The 15,604-nt window shown below is 44.4% G+C and carries 18 protein-coding genes; 1 reads left to right on the plus strand and 17 read right to left on the minus strand.

Annotated features, from left to right (window positions below; genetic code table 11):
- Window positions 1–97 precede the first annotated feature (97 nt).
- The 15 genes from nuoI to sufC all read right to left on the minus strand — a co-directional run bounded on the left by nuoI (window position 98) and on the right by sufC (window position 12,006).
- Window positions 98–721 carry an NADH-quinone oxidoreductase subunit NuoI gene (nuoI, locus tag ACXJGZ_RS04805; RefSeq protein ID WP_293253898.1) on the minus strand — a complete coding sequence of 208 codons (624 nt, stop codon included), beginning with the start codon at window positions 719–721 and terminating at the stop codon, window positions 98–100.
- 5 nt (window positions 722–726) lie between these two features.
- Complete coding sequence (locus tag ACXJGZ_RS04810) at window positions 727–1,911, minus strand: NADH-quinone oxidoreductase subunit D (RefSeq protein WP_456321166.1); 1,185 nt, start codon at window positions 1,909–1,911, stop codon at window positions 727–729.
- A 10-nt stretch (window positions 1,912–1,921) separates the two neighbouring features.
- Window positions 1,922–2,434, minus strand: coding sequence for an NADH-quinone oxidoreductase subunit C (locus ACXJGZ_RS04815; protein ID WP_456326608.1), 513 nt, complete (start codon window positions 2,432–2,434; stop codon window positions 1,922–1,924).
- Complete coding sequence (locus tag ACXJGZ_RS04820) at window positions 2,425–3,003, minus strand: NuoB/complex I 20 kDa subunit family protein (protein WP_293253887.1); 579 nt, start codon at window positions 3,001–3,003, stop codon at window positions 2,425–2,427. The genes ACXJGZ_RS04815 and ACXJGZ_RS04820 overlap by 10 nt, the downstream gene beginning before the upstream one ends.
- Window positions 3,004–3,025: 22 nt before the next feature.
- On the minus strand, window positions 3,026–3,919 hold the full coding sequence (locus ACXJGZ_RS04825; RefSeq protein ID WP_456326609.1) for a respiratory chain complex I subunit 1 family protein: 894 nt from the start codon (window positions 3,917–3,919) through the stop codon (window positions 3,026–3,028).
- A complete protein-coding gene (locus ACXJGZ_RS04830; RefSeq protein ID WP_456398401.1) occupies window positions 3,920–5,779 on the minus strand; it encodes a proton-conducting transporter transmembrane domain-containing protein in 1,860 nt (619 codons plus the stop codon).
- Complete coding sequence (locus ACXJGZ_RS04835) at window positions 5,776–7,260, minus strand: proton-conducting transporter transmembrane domain-containing protein (protein ID WP_456398402.1); 1,485 nt, start codon at window positions 7,258–7,260, stop codon at window positions 5,776–5,778. Before ACXJGZ_RS04835 ends, ACXJGZ_RS04830 begins: the two co-directional genes overlap by 4 nt.
- Window positions 7,257–7,601: an NADH-quinone oxidoreductase subunit K gene (locus ACXJGZ_RS04840; protein ID WP_293253875.1), complete on the minus strand. Its 345-nt coding sequence runs from the start codon at window positions 7,599–7,601 to the stop codon at window positions 7,257–7,259. The genes ACXJGZ_RS04835 and ACXJGZ_RS04840 overlap by 4 nt, the downstream gene beginning before the upstream one ends.
- Entirely contained in the window at window positions 7,594–8,307 is a 714-nt protein-coding gene (locus tag ACXJGZ_RS04845) for a Na(+)/H(+) antiporter subunit B (RefSeq protein WP_293253912.1), read from the minus strand. Before ACXJGZ_RS04845 ends, ACXJGZ_RS04840 begins: the two co-directional genes overlap by 8 nt.
- Complete coding sequence (locus ACXJGZ_RS04850; RefSeq protein WP_293253872.1) at window positions 8,301–8,582, minus strand: DUF4040 domain-containing protein; 282 nt, start codon at window positions 8,580–8,582, stop codon at window positions 8,301–8,303. Before ACXJGZ_RS04850 ends, ACXJGZ_RS04845 begins: the two co-directional genes overlap by 7 nt.
- On the minus strand, window positions 8,579–8,941 hold the full coding sequence (gene mnhG, locus ACXJGZ_RS04855; protein ID WP_456321172.1) for a monovalent cation/H(+) antiporter subunit G: 363 nt from the start codon (window positions 8,939–8,941) through the stop codon (window positions 8,579–8,581). The genes ACXJGZ_RS04850 and mnhG overlap by 4 nt, the downstream gene beginning before the upstream one ends.
- Window positions 8,938–9,192, minus strand: a complete 255-nt coding sequence (locus ACXJGZ_RS04860) for a monovalent cation/H+ antiporter complex subunit F (RefSeq protein ID WP_293253866.1) — start codon at window positions 9,190–9,192, stop codon at window positions 8,938–8,940. The genes mnhG and ACXJGZ_RS04860 overlap by 4 nt, the downstream gene beginning before the upstream one ends.
- Entirely contained in the window at window positions 9,189–9,695 is a 507-nt protein-coding gene (locus ACXJGZ_RS04865; RefSeq protein WP_293253863.1) for a Na+/H+ antiporter subunit E, read from the minus strand. The genes ACXJGZ_RS04860 and ACXJGZ_RS04865 overlap by 4 nt, the downstream gene beginning before the upstream one ends.
- A 243-nt stretch (window positions 9,696–9,938) precedes the next feature.
- Window positions 9,939–11,267, minus strand: a complete 1,329-nt coding sequence (gene smsB, locus ACXJGZ_RS04870; protein ID WP_456398434.1) for an SUF-like minimal system protein SmsB — start codon at window positions 11,265–11,267, stop codon at window positions 9,939–9,941.
- Window positions 11,260–12,006, minus strand: coding sequence for a Fe-S cluster assembly ATPase SufC (gene sufC, locus ACXJGZ_RS04875; protein ID WP_456326612.1), 747 nt, complete (start codon window positions 12,004–12,006; stop codon window positions 11,260–11,262). Before sufC ends, smsB begins: the two co-directional genes overlap by 8 nt.
- Before the next feature lie 129 nt (window positions 12,007–12,135).
- On the opposite strand from sufC, the gene ACXJGZ_RS04880 reads away from it, so the two are divergent.
- Window positions 12,136–12,429, plus strand: coding sequence for a hypothetical protein (locus ACXJGZ_RS04880; RefSeq protein ID WP_456321175.1), 294 nt, complete (start codon window positions 12,136–12,138; stop codon window positions 12,427–12,429).
- Window position 12,430: 1 nt separating this feature from the next.
- On the opposite strand, the gene ACXJGZ_RS04885 is transcribed toward ACXJGZ_RS04880, so the two are convergent.
- Window positions 12,431–14,152 carry a glutamate--tRNA ligase gene (locus ACXJGZ_RS04885; RefSeq protein WP_456398436.1) on the minus strand — a complete coding sequence of 574 codons (1,722 nt, stop codon included), beginning with the start codon at window positions 14,150–14,152 and terminating at the stop codon, window positions 12,431–12,433.
- Window positions 14,153–14,228: 76 nt separating this feature from the next.
- The gene (gene dnaG, locus ACXJGZ_RS04890; RefSeq protein ID WP_456326613.1) at window positions 14,229–15,584 is read right to left on the minus strand and encodes a DNA primase DnaG; all 1,356 of its coding nucleotides are present in this window, start codon (window positions 15,582–15,584) and stop codon (window positions 14,229–14,231) included.
- Window positions 15,585–15,604: the final 20 nt, after the last annotated feature.

Genomic DNA, 15,604 nt, shown 5'->3' on the forward strand with positions numbered 1-15,604 from the left:
AAAAAAGAAGAAGTTCTGCTCTTTTCTCTGTTTGGTTATATGGTGTTTGCTAATATTTAACCGTTTACATACAATAAAACCAAAAAGAGCGAGAAGGTTACTCTTTCTTCTCCTTAGTTTTAGGTTCTACTTTCTTAGAGGCAGGTTTTGCTGCTGCAGGTGGTTTTAGTCCATATCCCAAAATCTTGAATTCCACGATATCACCATCTCTTAAATGATAGCGGTATGTATTGCCTTCCAACTTCTCTATTCTCTCAACGGGGAAGCGGTAGTCCCCGAACTTTTCATTGAGCTCTTGAACCTTCTTTGGCTCTATTGGAATCCAGTCATAAAGCTCCAAATCTTCCTCAAACCCTGCAGTGGTTAAATAATAGTTCTCCACGTGATCAAGTGCTCCTGTTGGACATACATCCACGCAGAACTGACAGAAGGTGCATCTTCCGTAATCCACTTTTGGATGGGGTCTCTTTTCTCCTTCAATCCAGGTCATCTCTATTGCTCTTGCGGGACATATTTGGCCGCAGAAGTTGCATCCAATGCATTTCTTCCAATCGAGTGTGTGGAATCCCCTGTATTTGGGAGCGGGTTCTATCTTCTCGTAGGGTATTTTTATTGTAACAGGTTTCTTAAATAGGTACTTTATTCCAAGCCACGGTTTGACAAATGATTTCGTTATCTTAACCGTGACCACTTTAACCTTTGGAGTTTTCACTTCTTCCATGAGCATCACCTATCAATATCCGGTGGACAGTTATCGAGGGTCTTCAATATAACGGGCACATCGGCCAATCTTGCTCCTACTAATAGGTTCTCAAGCACCGTCACACCATGACTCTGGCTCGGACCTCTGATGTGAACCCTATAGGGCTTGTGACTCCCATCACTAACCACATAAGCTCCAAAGTCTCCTTTTGTAGACTCTACGTGAGCATACGCATCTCCTTTGGGCACCTTAAATCTTGGAAGTGCCTTAAGCCTTGCATCCTGAACCTTATAGGGGCCACTCGGCGGTCCTCTCTCAAGGAGTTGCTCCAATATATAGAGATCCTGCTCTATTTCATATCTTCTGACTAAAGCTCTCGCTAATGAGTCTCCTTCTTTTAATATGGGTACTTCAAACTCCACTTCGGGATAAAATAGATAAGGATCATCCTTTCTAACGTCATAGTCAATACCAACTGCCCTGAGATTAGGTCCAGTCACTGCATGATCAAGGGCAAACTTCTTGTCCATTACACCAACGCCCTCAGTTCTTTCAAAGACTATATAATTATCAAAGAGTATCTCATCAAAATCTTTCATTTTTGCTTTGATGTACTCAACGGTATCTCTGAGCTGTCTCAACCACTTATCTCCCGGAATATCTCTCCTAACTCCTCCCGGTATTGTATAAATGTGGTAAACTCTTCCTCCCGTCAGCTCCTCAAATAAGCGCATGAACCTTTCTCTGTAAGCAACCGCCCATTGTCCGGCAGTATAGAGACCCAACTCATTCCCAAATCCAAATATCCAGAACATCCAAGCACTTAAACGAGCCATTTCTAAAACCACAGTTCTGATCCATTGTGCCCTCTCCGGAACCTCCCATCCTACCAATTCATCCACTGCCATTGAATATATATTCTCGGGAACATCACTCTCAGGAACGCAAATTCTCAAGAGCAAGGCTATATTTGTGAAGTAAGGTCTCTGTTCAGCCAATTTCTCAAAGCCCCTATGAAGGAAGCCCGGATTAACAATTGCTTTCTCCACTCTACTTCCATCCATTTTTAGAATTATGCTAAAGTTCTCAGTAGCCATATGCTGGGGTCCAAAGAATAGCTCATATGTATCCTTCTCAATAGGATAGAGGTACATGTCATGTGCCTTTGCCTCTTCCTTAAGTTCTCTTGGAACTTCAACTTTCTCCATTTTTCTCACCTCATATCACATAATTAGTCTTGTTCTCGTCGTATCTATCGAAATCTTCTCCATAGACTGCTTTAACATATCCAAGCATGTTGAAGTCCTTTCTAAAAGGATGCTTCTCATATTCCCTGGGTTCCAAGATGAACGGCCCTAAGCGTGGATTTCCTTCGAATATTATACCGAAGAACTCGTGAGCTTCCCTCTCGTAGGTCTCAGCAACTGGAAATATATCCCTCATACTAGGTAGTTTTGCATCATCTCTTGGTATTCTTGTCCTAACGAAAGCGTGAACCTTCTTATCAACACTCCACATTTGATAAATAGCTTCAAATTCTTTCTCTTTAATCCAATCCACTATACTGATCTGGATGAGCATGTTGAATCCTTCTTTTTTTATGAGCTCAAGAAACTCCTTTATTCTGTCAGCTGGAACCTTAAGGTCTATTCTCTTGGCCCTTCTAACGTTCCCTTCAACATAGGGAGCCTTTTGAATGATTTCCTCAATAATTTTCTCTTCTAAAGCCATGCCAACCACCTCTTTGCATCTTTTTCTCTCCATCCTTCTCCAAAAAGCTCATCTTGGTTCTTTCTGTAATATTCATAGTTCTCTTTGTATCTCTTCCATCCGTCCGCTGTTCCCTCTTCAATCTTCCTAATTATGGTAAGTATCCCTTCCATAACAGATTCTGGTCTAGGCATGCAGCCTGCTATGGCAACATCCACCGGTATGTACTTATCGAGTTGCTTCACGACGTTATAAGAGTCCCAGTAAACTCCACCGTTGATCGGACATGAACCATGTATTAAAACATATTTCGGGTCCTGCATCATTTCGTAGGTTATGATTATCCTCTTAAGTGTCTTTGGAGTCACATAGCCCGTTATGAGGAATAGATCTGCCATTCTTGGTGCAGGATTAGGCATTATACCAAAACGCTCAAAATCATATCTTGCCGTAGCCAGAGGGGGCATTTCAATGCCGCCACATCCTGTACAAAATGCAACTATCCAGAGACTCTTCTTTCTCGCCCATTTAAAGAGAGGTTCAAAGAGCTTGAACTCTTTAAGCTCGTATTTAATTTCATTGTTTTCCATCTCACTCACCCCACATAAATTATCAGAGAACGGCCAGGAGGGCCGCTATTATACCCATTATCGTAGGCCACTTCCAAAGGAACTTTGCTGCTTGATCAATGGTGAATCTTGGATAAATACTTGCAATGAATATTGCTATGAAGAGCACTGCTATCTGCTTAATAAGGAGTTCCAGTAAATTGTTTGCTCCTCCGAGAAAGAGTATTACAAAGAATGCTGTTTCGGCAAAGAGTTGAACTGCATGCTGTGTGAATAATAATGCCGCTTGCTTTCCTCCATATTCCACCATGGGACCCATAGATATTTCCGCTGGAGCTGTAGTTATGTCAAAGGGCTCTAAACCAAGGAGGGCTTGAAAGACTATATCAAATACTATCATTGCCAGGAGCAGAGCAGGGACTAAAATGCTCCATCCAGCAATCTGCTGTGCTTTTACTATCTCCTGAAGGCTAAAAGTTCCATAATGTTCTACTAAAGCAATTAATGCTAAACCATAGGGAAGTTGCATTGCTACCATTGTTAAAAGACCTCTTTGAACACCGACTCCAGAGTATGGATTTCCCGAACTCATAGCACCTAGCATTATTCCAAGCATTGGTACTTCCAATAGGTAGGCAACCACAATTAGGTCTCCACTTGAACTAAAGAGCTGGAAGTTTTGAGTCAAGGGGAGGAACATCAATGCCAGTATACTGGCACCTAATGCAAATATTGGCCCAAAGTCATATATGAAGCCATGGGTTATGCTTTCTCTCTTTCCCAAGAGTTTTAGAGTATCAAGAAGGGGCTGATATAATGGAGGTCCAATTCTCCTCTGAATCCTCGCCATAGTCTTTCTCTCAATACCCATAAATATAAAGCCCATGAATGTGGCATAAATTAAGATGAGTACTGCTTGAATTATCATATTCATCATTCACCACCCCCATAATGCCAGAATTAAGAGTATTATGCCCAAATACCATGCATAGCTCTGGACATTGCCGTTGTAAACTGCATTCTTTAAAACTTCCGCAAAGTCTTCAACCCATTTTGCAATTATTGTGTACAGTTTATCGAAGCTAATCCTAAGCCAGAAGCTTAGAGCTTCCTCGAGTGGCTTGTAGAAGTGCACTCTTATGCTCAAATTGAAGTCTTGGGTTACTGGGTTACCTGATTGATACGTATCATTCACCTCAACTTTTCTCGTTTTTGCTCCATAGAGGAACAATACTCCTGCTACCACTATGCCAGCTACAAGGCATATAGCAACCATCAAAGCATTGTAGTTTCCAACACCTGTGTTTATTGTGTAAATATCTCCCGTAATCACTTCATGACCGAATATTGTGTTAAGAAACTTTGTAACTAAACCTGGAGCTATGCCAAAGACCAAGTTAAGCATTCCCAAGAGTGCCATTCCAAGTAGCAACGGTAAAGGAGCCTCCTTAACATTCCTCAAATCACTTGGCATCTGCCCAAACCACACCGCATATAAAAATCTAACAACATAGGCAAATGCTAAACCGCTCCCCAGGAATATTGCACCAGCTACAAGAGGCATTTTAGCACTTATAGCCGCTTCATATAGTATCCATTTACTCGCAAATCCTGCCAAAGGTGGAATCCCTGCCAGGCTAAGAACTGCAATCAAACCAAAGGCAAAGGTTATAGGCATTTTCTTTGCTAAACCTCCAAAATCCTTGAACTCGGTCTTTCCTGTTTGAAGGATAAGAGCAGCAACTACAAGCCAAAAGAGACCTTTAAAGATCGCATGACTTAGTGCATGGAATAATGCCCCCTCAAAGCCCAGTTGAGTCCCTACTCCTATTCCCAAGAGCACATAACCCACCTGACCAACACTCGAATAAGCGAAGAGCTTTCTAATATCTTCTTGAAGAACCGCCAGGAATGATGCTATTACCACTGTTAAAGCTCCTATCCAGGCTATCGTATAAGCAAATAAGGAATGCCCTCCAAAGGTGCCTAGAGTGTAAAATAGCTTAATTCCCATCATGCTATAAAGGAGAACAAACCCGTAAACCCCAGCTTTACTCAAGACACCACTGAAAAATGATGTATAGCTCTGGTTTGTCTCACTGTAAGCATCAGGCGCCCATACATGAAGCGGAAATGCTCCAGCTTTCACCCCAAATGCCGTGAGGAAGAGCAGATACAGGAGAATCGTCTCGCTCTTACCAAATGCTCCTTTCATTCCAAATGCAGTTTTTGTTGCATCCTGATACATGAATTGTTGTATGGTGCTGAATTCAAAGCTTCCAGTTTTCGCATAGAGTATGCCTATTGCTATGAGCATTGCATAAGCTCCTATAACACTCAGAATGAAGTATTTAAGGGACGCACTCCTGTTATACTTGAGCACCATCATGAAGCTCGCAAAGGTCATGAGCTCCCAGAACAGGAAGAAGCTCACGAACTCCCTTGCCATAAAGACTCCCAGAACTCCCGTCATGCTCATGAGAGCGAAAAGCCACTCATAGCCATCCTTTGATGTCGATGCCATCCCAAGAGCCATTGTAAAGCCCAAGAGCGCAGCTATTGCGGTGAAGAACCATGTTAGGTTGTAGAGGGCAAATGAGAGTGTGAATCCACCTACAGGAACATCCAGATTTATTGTTCCCCCGTTGAATACACTCTGGTAGGTTTGAACTATATAAATTAAAGGCACTGCAGCGCCAATAACTCCCACAATCTCTCTAACTCTCTTTATATCCAAAAGCCATGCCAGAACTCCCGCGATTATGGGAGCCAAAAGCATGATTGCTATCTCGTTCATGGGCTCACCCCCAGTAAGGGAACGTTCTTAACATAATTCGCCACATTAAACAGATCGCTTCCAGCCTTCTGGACGATGTTCCATACCGGTCCTGGATAAACTCCGATGATTATGATTGCTGCAACCAGGAGCACCATTATACCTCCCAGCACGAAGTTTTCTTCCATCTTTTCCCCCTCTCCCTTGAACCACATGAGGTGTATGAGCCTTATGTAATAGACCGCTTCCACGACGCTTGCCCCAAGGACGAGTGCGGCAACCCATGCATAGTTTGCACTAAGGGCAGCGAGTATAAGTCTAAGCTTGCTCCAAAAGACGTTGAAGAGTGGAATTCCAATGATGCTAACCGCTCCAACAGTGATGCTGAAAGCCGTCAAAGGCATTTTTCTGCCCAATCCTTCGAACTTTTCGAGCTCTGTACCTCCGAGCTCAACCGCAACATAACCCGCGGCAAGGAAGAGGAGGGCTTTAACTATTGCATGATTAAACATGTGGAAAACGCTCGCATTGACACCTGCTTGGGTTCCTAACGCGAAACCAACGGCTATTAGACCCACTTGAGCTATACTTGAGTAAGCTAACATTCTCTTAACATTTTTCTGCCTCAAAGCACTCATTTCGCCTACGATGACGGTTAAAGTTCCCAAAACTATGAGCAGCCTTAGAATATTACTCCACGAACTTGCCGAACTTGTTATATAAAGTATTCTCGCCATCGCATAGAGTGCTGCTTTGACTACAAATGCGGAGAACATAGCAGTAATAGGGTGAGGTGCACCCTGATATGCATCGGGCGCCCATGCATTCAGCGGGAATATCTCCGCTTCAACCGCCAGACCGAAGATTATAAGAGCCAAAGCCGCCTGAGCAACTGTGGCGTTCATATTCCCTGCAAGCTGGGCAATTTGAGCGAGATTTAGAGTTCCCAGGCTCCCGTAGAGGAGGGCGACACCAACGAGGAAGAAGCTTGAGCCTATTCCCCCGAGTATTATGTACTTCATTGATGCCTCGCTGGCTTCTCCAGTCTTGTTATATCCCGTGAGTGCGTAGGCGCTTATTGAGGTAATCTCCATGAAAACAAAGAGGTTGAAGATATCCCCCGTCGCTATCATCCCCGTCGCTCCAAGCATGAGCAAGAGGAATAGCATTGCATACTTGTCCTTCGGTTCAATACTTATTGCCTTCCTGCTGAAGACTGCCATTATAAACGAAGCCAGTGCAACTATGAGGATAAACAATGCCGCAAAGTGCCCTATGTAGAGGTCAATTCCAACGGGCGGTTTGAATCCTCCAGCCATTATTATTATGGGCTTTCCTGTGGTATAGACCTCTTTAAATACCCAAGCCGCAACTCCTGTCTGAATTAGGGTTATTAAGCTCAGATAGGGCATTATGGCATCTCTGCTTATCCTCTTGATGATGGGCACAAAGAACGCACTAATCAGGGGTAATGCAATGAGCAGCGATGCGTACTGGCTCATCCTCTCAACCTCCTTATTTCCTCAACATCCAGAGTTTTGTACTTGGAATAAAGGTTAATCACAACGGTTAATGCAAGTGCCGTTGTGGCAACTCCTATGACAATCGCCGTGAGAACCAGTGCCTGGGGAATTGGATCAACCGTATTCTGGGGTGTGGCACCCTCACTCAAGATTGGTGCCGTTCTGTTGCTCACATAGCCAATGCTTATGAGGAGCAGATTAACCCCTGTCTCCATTATGCTAAGGCCAACGAGCATTTTAAGCAAATTTCTCTTAACCAGAACCGCGTACATTCCTATTAGGATGAGCGAAATTGCTCCGAAGTAGTAAAGGCTAATCATTGTCCTTCACCTCTTCCCTGACCATATTATCGACTATCCCGGTAAGTTCGGTTCCAACTTTTATACCAATGAGCGTGTAGATTATTGGAATAAAACCGGCGCTGAGGAGCCTTCCGATGTTCTCATGTCCCCATCCCCACGTCTGCCATATCCAGTCAAAGAGGAAGTAGCTCCCTATTGCAAGGCCTATAAGACCCACCGTAACGTAACCCACTCCTGCGAGACCTTCAATAGGCTCAAAGACTTTGTGTTCGATTTCATAATCCTTGAATGCCAGATAGAGCATTAGAAATGCCGTTGCTATCGTAGCTCCTCCGGGGAAGCCTCCTCCCGGTGTCAGGTGCCCGTGGATGAAGATGTAGGCACCGAATAGCATTATAAAGGGCAGGAGAATTCTTGAACCCGTTCTCAAAACCACGCTTCCCTCACTTTTAGCAGTTCTCTCCTTCTTCTTTCTCCACAGGAGGGCACCTACTCCCGTAGACGCTATGAAAAGGACCGTAACCTCTCCAAGGGTATCGAAGCCTCTGTAGTTGACGACCACTGCAGTGACAGCATTGACAGCGCCAGTTTGTTCCTTAACGTTCTCCAGGTAATACTTTCCCACGAGCATTTTATCCTCGCCAAAGGGCACTCCACTCAATGCATTCGCCATCCAAAAGCCCACTATGAGAAGCATGATGATTGCGAGAATTCTCTTCACCATCTCAGCCACCACCCTGCACCTTCTTCTTCACTCTCATACCTTTGAGTCCTCTTGATTGCGAATATAAAGACAGCTGCACTCATGGCCGCTCCTATTGCTGCTTCTGTCATTGCCACATCCGGTGCCTGAAGGAAGAAAAACAGCACCGATGCAAAAAGGCTCACCGCTGTCATTCCCACCACTGCCGCAAGCAAATCTCCCCACTCAACCGCAAATATTGCGGAGAGAACCATGACCGCCACGATTATGTATTCAATACACACGATGCAGTTCATTGCTCTCCCTCCTCCCTTTCAAGGGCTTCTTTGTATTTATCGACCACGCTTCCCTCCCAAAGCGGAATTCCACTCTTGTAAGCCGCTCTTATCAATGCATGAGCGCTTATTGGGTTTGTTAGGAGGAGAAAGACCGCTATGATGATGGTCTTGGTCACCCATGAGTAGCTCCCCACATGACCAATTGCCCATATTCCCACGCCTACAATGACACCAAGGGAGCCAAGAGTGGCGCTCTTTGTTGCTGTCTGCATTCTGTTATAAACATCGGGCATTCTGATTAAACCAAGTGTTGAGAGGAAGTAGAATATCGTCCCAAATAAAACGAGGAATTCCCCCACCGTTGATGTGATGCTCATATGCCTCCCTCCAGATACCTAGCAAAAGCTATCACTCCAAGGAACGCGAGTATGGCATACACAAGTGCCACATCGAGGAATATCGCCCTCTTATAATAAAGTGCAAATAAAACCATCAAACCTGTGGTTATTGTGGTCATGATATCAACAGCCACGAGCCTGTCCACTGTGGTTGGTCCCCTGAAAACGCGATACATGCTCAAAAGCGTTGCTATTGCAATTATGAGGAGATAAATGTTAATGCCTATCATGGAAATATCACCTTCAGGAATTTTTCAAAGGGTTTAGTTATGTTCTCCGAAGCGCCTTCAATGCTTGCATCCTTCACATCGATCCAGTGAATGTAGTATTTGCCATCTCTGACATCAAGGGTGATTGTTCCCGGTGTCAATGTGATGGAGTTTGCAAGGACGAGCTTCCCAACATCATTGGTCAGAACGGTTTCGCACTCGACTATTCCCGGGTTTATAGGTCTCTTTGGATGCAGAACACGATATGCAACATCCAGGTTTGCCATCAGCATTGCCCAGAGGAAGTAGGGGATATATGCTATGCCGTAAATAATCCTCTTTGGATGGAAGTTTGCCAATCCGCTTTCGGTGAACACGCTATAGGTCAATGCACCCACTACAAGGGAAAATACCAGTCCAATTTCGAGTTCCTGGATGTCAAGGCTGCTTGTCAAAAATATCCAAATAACGAAGAGCACGATTACAGTGTATAGGTAACGGCTTATTTTGCTTGCTTCTCCCATATAACAACCCTCCAAACGTTAAATTTGAAACTTTTTACATACTGGTTAACCTATAGTTCAAAATTAGTATATATAAACTTTATCAATGGAACATTAGGTTAAAAACGAACAGTTTTGGAATATTTAGTTCTATAATGCTCCATTATGTCTCCTACTGCCCATAGATTTCATTGAGAGAAAAAGTACTGATAACAGGGGGTTTGAAATGAAAATACAAAAATTAAGAAGAAACCAAGAGGGAGGCTACATGCCACCACTAATTGCCAATTCAATAATCTTTCTGATTTCAACCACAAACTCCATGGGGATGTCCTTCAGCAGTGGTTCTACAAATCCTTTAACTATCAGCTGAGTTGCCTCTTCCTCGCTCAAGCCGCGGCTCATCAGGTAGAAGAGCTCTTCCTCCTTTATTTTGCCTATTGCAGCCTCGTGACTGAGCTCTGCATCATCCACCGTTGATATGAGCCCCGGGTATGTCTCCATTTTTGCCCCATCGCTCATCAAAAGTGCATCACAGCTTATGTGTCCCTTGGTTTTGGGTGCCCGGGCATGTATTATACCCCTTGTTATAACGGTTGACTCATCCATTATAACGGACTTGCTGGCATTTATTCCCCTTGCCCCTCTGCCTTGAAGATACATTTCCCCTCCAAGATTCACATAGAAGTCCTTCTGACCTAGGAGAATCCCGTTTAATTCCACATAGCCTCCTTCATCCACCCAGTATTTTGGGTTCGCTATATTGCTCTTTCCGCTTCCCAGTCCTACCGTGGTGTTTATGAATTGAGCATTCTTTCCTATCCTTGCCCTCGTCATGGGTCTTGTGTGCACATATTCGGGCCAGTTCTGAAGCACCGAAAGCTTCACATTGGCGCCCTCATGGACGTAAATTTCGCTCATGTCCAGATGGAGAGAGTGTCTCACCAAAACTGGAGATGTGCACCCCTCTATCAGGTGAACATCGGTGTTTTTCTCCGCGAGGATTATTATATGGGGAGCCTGAGCAAGGGAGCTTTCCTGAATCAGGAAAAACAGGTGAAGGGGAAAGGGAACCTTTAAGCCTTCCTTTACATAGAGGAACACTCCCCCATTCCATACCGCGGTGTGATATGCCGTGAGTTTGCTCTCCTCTGGATTGAAGAGCTTCATGAAGTGCTCCTTAACTATGGGGAACCTCTTAACGGCTTCCTCCATTGATGTCATTATTAAACCCTTCTCCTCCCACTGCTTCAAAAATTCATTGTATATAACTCCTGTATCACTTTGGACAGCCAGTCCCGCTATGTATTTTTGCTCCACCTCACTTATCCCGAGTTTATCCAAAAGAGCCTTCATTTCCGGAGGTAGGTCTTCCAAGCTCTTAATTTCAGGAACTGGGACTTCTTCGGCTTTTGCTATGAAATCAAGCAAGTTTGGAAGAGCAAGATCATTATAGGGAGCGCTTTCAAAGGCTTCAAGCCCTTTATATCTGAGCTTTGTAACCCATTCGGTTTCCCTGTTCCTCTTCGAAAGCTCTTCAATCTGATTTTCTATAACCGACTTGGCATCCTTAATGGTCAGGGTTTCACTCATCGCAACCACACTCCTCAAAAATCTTCTGAAATCCTCTCCGCTCAATCTCACTCACAAGTTCGCCGCTTCCACTCATCACAATCTCTCCATCCTTCATTATGTGCACCTTTAAGATGCTCGGATCGAGATGCTGCAGAATTCTCCCGTAGTGCGTTATGAGGAGAATTGACGTTCCTCTTCGATAGAGCTCTTCAATTTTCATGGATATTACGCTCAGAGAATCTATATCAACCCCGCTGTCCGGCTCATCCAGAATCAGGAGCTTTGGCTCCATTAGCAGGGCCTGGAGAATTTCAAAGCGTTTTCTCTCTCCTCCCGAGAATCCGACGTTTATGAAGCGCTTTAATATATCCTCCCTGAACCATACCTCCTTAAGACGCTCTGTGATCCTATCATAGGCATCCGCTAAATCCATGCCTTTGACCTTGTTTAGGATAGTCTGAAGAAATTCCATGATTTTGACGCCTTCTACTTCCTCGGGATGCTGAAAAGCCAGAAATATACCCTTTTTGACCCTCTCATTAGCCGGAATCTCCGTGATATCCTCTCCATTAAAAAATATCCCTCCATCAACCACGGTGTATCTTGGATGTCCTGCTATGGTTAGGGCTAAAGTGGACTTTCCACTCCCGTTGGGTCCCATAATGACATGAAATTCCTTTTCTCCAACATTGAGGTTTACTCCTCTGAGGATATCTTTACCCTCAACCGTGACCTTTAAGTTATCAACCTTAAGCATCATCCCACCTCCGGGTTAACAATCAATAACCAACTTTTAAGCATTTCTGGTCAAAAATGGATACTGCCCAGATCCCGAAATGGAGCAAGTTATAAATATCCAAAGATGAATCTCTCGAAAGGTGAGAAAATGATAATAGCAAAGGCATGCGTCACGATGAAGGGACTGGTTATCCAGCCTTATTCATGGGAAAGGGAGATAAAAATTGATCTCATCAAGATTTCAAGATGTCTAAAGGAGAATGGAGTCAAAATCAAAAAGATAATCCCGCAGATGCTTCTCATAGCCGAAATTGGAGGGTATGAAGTTAGCATATATCCAAGCGGAAAGCTCATCATAAAGCTCCTTGAAGATTCAAAAAAGGGTAAAGAAATTGCGAAGGAAGTTCTCGGATGTGCGGATCTTCTGGATGTCCTTGAATAGATCACTTGTGAGCAAACACTGCCCTAAGCTTTCCTTCCTCAACTGCATCAACTCTAACGAAGCCAAAGCGCTCAAATTGTACAACATCATCAACGTTTAACGTTGCATCCATCTCCAAGAGCCCTCTCTTGACTATGAGCTCATCCCCCTCAGGGATCAGAACCTCACATGGTTTGCCTTCGGGAACCCAGTGAATCATTCTCCATCTGTGTTCTCTCGCCTTCTCATACTCAAGGCTATCAAACTCTGCCACTACCCCCCTCTCGCTAACCTCAAGCAACCTCACATTAAAGAGGTCTTTAAGCCTTATGTACTCACTCTTTTTGAGGAGCTCCAGATCATCCTTTGAGACATAGATCGGTTTCCCTGGCGTGAATTTGAGTTTTCTAACACCCCTCTCTGGATGATCAGGATGGAGGGGTACCTCCGCTGTGAACTCCTCCTCAAATCCTTCAATATGCATTGGGATTGGATCCGCAACGAAGAAGTATCTGTTTGCGATGGGCTCGATTAATTTTCTATTTATTGCAGCTAGATTATCCCAGCTTATAGTTGTATCACTCCTCTTCAAGCCCACTTCGATTATAACCTCCCTAATTGCTTCCGGCTTTATACCACGCCTCTTTAATGCCCTTATGGTTCCCAAGCGCGGATCATCCCATCCCAGGTATCTGCCCTCTTCAATTCCTTTCCTGGTCTTTGATTTGCTTAAAACAACCCCTTCAATTGATAGACGTCCGTGATGAACTGCCTGCGGGTATCCCCATCCAAGATAATCGTACATGTATCTCTGCCTCGTCTCGTTTTCGGCGTGCTCCTGACCCCTGAATATATGGGTAACACCTAGCTCGTGATCATCCACAGCCGAAGCGAAATTGTAGAGAGGCCATACACGATATTTATTGCCCGTCCTTGGATGATTTGGCTCATCGATTATCCTCAAAGCCGGCCAATCTCTAACTGCGGGATTTGGATGCTTCAGGTCGGTTTTAATCCTTACTACCGCCTCCCCCTCTTTATACTCCCCATCGAGCATCTTCCTCCATTCTTCAAGCTGAATCTCCGGAGGAAGCTCGCGGTGAGGGCATGGTTTTCCCTCGTCCCTGAGCTTTTTGTAGTGAGATGGTTCACACGTGCAGACATAAGCCTTTCCCATTCTCAAGAGCCTCTCGGCGTATTCATAGTAGAGTTCAAGCCTATCACTGGCATAGTGAATCTCATCGGGTTCCATACCAAGCCATTTCAAATCCTCAAGAATCCACTCGTAGAAAATGGGCTCCGGCCTCTTAACCTTTGGATCAGTATCATCAAATCTCAAAATGAACTTTCCGTCATACATCCTGGCATACTCATAGCTCAAAATGGCAGCCCTTGCATTTCCCAAATGGAAGACTCCATCGGGGTTTGGGGCAAAGCGCGTGACAACCTTACCCTTCTCCGCCTTTGGAAGAGGGGGAAGAACTTTTTTCTCCTCTTTTTTCTCCTTTTTCTCTTCAAAAAATTCCGGATAAATCTCCCTAAGTCTCTTTTCCTGCTCCTCTATATCCATTCCATTAACTTTCTCAACAACCTGCTTTACAATGGGGATTATCTCCCTAGCTTTCGGTCTTAACTCAGGGATCTCTCCCAGTATTTTCCCAATAACCGCCTTCGAGTTGGCTTTTCCTCCATGCTGAAGGGCATTGATGAGCGCATACTTGAGTATAGTCTCCTCCACTTCCACCACCTAAATGAGAAAGGGAAAGTGCAGTTATAAAGGTTATGCGGTGCTCAAGAAAAAAGAAGGTAAAGGAAAAGGCTCATTCGGCAAAGGTTATTATCCTCAAATCTATGGGTCTCCTAACGACATTGGCTTTCCTTGCGCCAACGAGGTATTTAACGCCTTTATCGCTCACCAAGTCAATAAGTCTCTGTGTGATTATTCCATTGAAAACTACGGTCTGAATACCTTCTTTCTCATTTAACGTGGATATTAAATCCCTAACGGGTATCTCAGCTATCACTTTGTTCTCCTGATCCAGGAGGATCGCATTGGAATTCGTTTTAACCTTCTCAACATATTCCTTGAACTTCTCAACTTCACTGGGTCTGCTCTTTTGAATCGGCTTTATTATGCGCTCTGGTTTTTCCTCTTTCTTCTCCTCTCTGGCTTTGGCTTCCTTTTGGATTGGAACCACAGCTTCTCTTTCCTTTTCACGGTTCTTTTCCCTTATGACCTCATAGAAGTTTCTGCCCTTGTAGAATATGTCATTTATGACCTGTTCTGCCGGCACCTTGCTTCTAAGGGACTTAACAATCTCCTTTTTTGTGAGCTCTTCAACTTCCTTTCCTTCAGGTGCTCTCGCCACATAGTCCACATCCGCAACCTGCAGCAATTCCTTGAGTATCAACTCTCCTCCCCTATCTCCATCCGTAAATGCGGTTACAATCCTCTCCTTGCTCAGCTTGACAATTGTCTCGGGTATTGATGTGCCTTCAACCGCTATCGCGTTTTTAATTCCGTGCTTGAGAAGGTTCAGCACGTCAGCTCTTCCCTCAACGACGATTATTGAATCCGAGAACGGAACGTGAGGTCCAGCTGGAAGTTTCTCGGAGCCGTATTCTATAAGCTCCTTGGCCCTAACGGCTTTTTTAACCTCATCAGTAATCTCCTGACTCTCCGGGATTTCCTCCTCCATCAGGCTCTCGAGTATCTCCTTGGCCCTCTCAATTATGTATCTCCTCTTGGTTGCCCTCACATCCTCAATCCTTGAAACTTTTATGCTCGCCTCACAGGGGCCCACTCTATCTATGGTTTCAAGGGCTGCTGCCAAGATTGCTGTTTCAACTCTATCCAAGCTCGATGGAACGGTTATGCTTCCATAGGTTTTTCCACTCCTCGTGTGAACATCAACCTTTATCCTCCCAATTCTCCCGGTTTTCTGGAGCTCTCTTAAATCCAAATCGTCTCCAAGCAAACCTTCAGTCTGACCAAAAATAGCTCCAACAACATCAGGTCTTTCTACAATTCCATTAGCCTCAAACTCTGCATAAACAACATATTTTGTGGTTCCAAACTCATCTTTACCTGCCATAATATCACCCTCTTTCCTCCTTGCTTTATGCTTGGCTGTCTTTTCAAGTAGGTGCTGCATTACCACTTTTTTCCTCTTCAATTTGAATCCCTCCTAAGGGG

Source organism: Palaeococcus sp. (in: euryarchaeotes), from assembly GCF_053987695.1.

Coding starts and splice junctions, on each gene's coding strand:
- nuoI (WP_293253898.1), bottom strand. CDS start 721: ATGGAAGAAGTGAAAACTCCAAAGGTTAAAGTGGTCACGGTTAAGATA.
- ACXJGZ_RS04810 (WP_456321166.1), bottom strand. CDS start 1,911: ATGGAGAAAGTTGAAGTTCCAAGAGAACTTAAGGAAGAGGCAAAGGCA.
- ACXJGZ_RS04815 (WP_456326608.1), bottom strand. CDS start 2,434: ATGGCTTTAGAAGAGAAAATTATTGAGGAAATCATTCAAAAGGCTCCC.
- ACXJGZ_RS04820 (WP_293253887.1), bottom strand. CDS start 3,003: ATGGAAAACAATGAAATTAAATACGAGCTTAAAGAGTTCAAGCTCTTT.
- ACXJGZ_RS04825 (WP_456326609.1), bottom strand. CDS start 3,919: ATGATGAATATGATAATTCAAGCAGTACTCATCTTAATTTATGCCACA.
- ACXJGZ_RS04830 (WP_456398401.1), bottom strand. CDS start 5,779: ATGAACGAGATAGCAATCATGCTTTTGGCTCCCATAATCGCGGGAGTT.
- ACXJGZ_RS04835 (WP_456398402.1), bottom strand. CDS start 7,260: ATGAGCCAGTACGCATCGCTGCTCATTGCATTACCCCTGATTAGTGCG.
- ACXJGZ_RS04840 (WP_293253875.1), bottom strand. CDS start 7,601: ATGATTAGCCTTTACTACTTCGGAGCAATTTCGCTCATCCTAATAGGA.
- ACXJGZ_RS04845 (WP_293253912.1), bottom strand. CDS start 8,307: ATGGTGAAGAGAATTCTCGCAATCATCATGCTTCTCATAGTGGGCTTT.
- ACXJGZ_RS04850 (WP_293253872.1), bottom strand. CDS start 8,582: ATGAACTGCATCGTGTGTATTGAATACATAATCGTGGCGGTCATGGTT.
- mnhG (WP_456321172.1), bottom strand. CDS start 8,941: ATGAGCATCACATCAACGGTGGGGGAATTCCTCGTTTTATTTGGGACG.
- ACXJGZ_RS04860 (WP_293253866.1), bottom strand. CDS start 9,192: ATGATAGGCATTAACATTTATCTCCTCATAATTGCAATAGCAACGCTT.
- ACXJGZ_RS04865 (WP_293253863.1), bottom strand. CDS start 9,695: ATGGGAGAAGCAAGCAAAATAAGCCGTTACCTATACACTGTAATCGTG.
- smsB (WP_456398434.1), bottom strand. CDS start 11,267: ATGAGTGAAACCCTGACCATTAAGGATGCCAAGTCGGTTATAGAAAAT.
- sufC (WP_456326612.1), bottom strand. CDS start 12,006: ATGCTTAAGGTTGATAACTTAAAGGTCACGGTTGAGGGTAAAGATATC.
- ACXJGZ_RS04880 (WP_456321175.1), top strand. CDS start 12,136: ATGATAATAGCAAAGGCATGCGTCACGATGAAGGGACTGGTTATCCAG.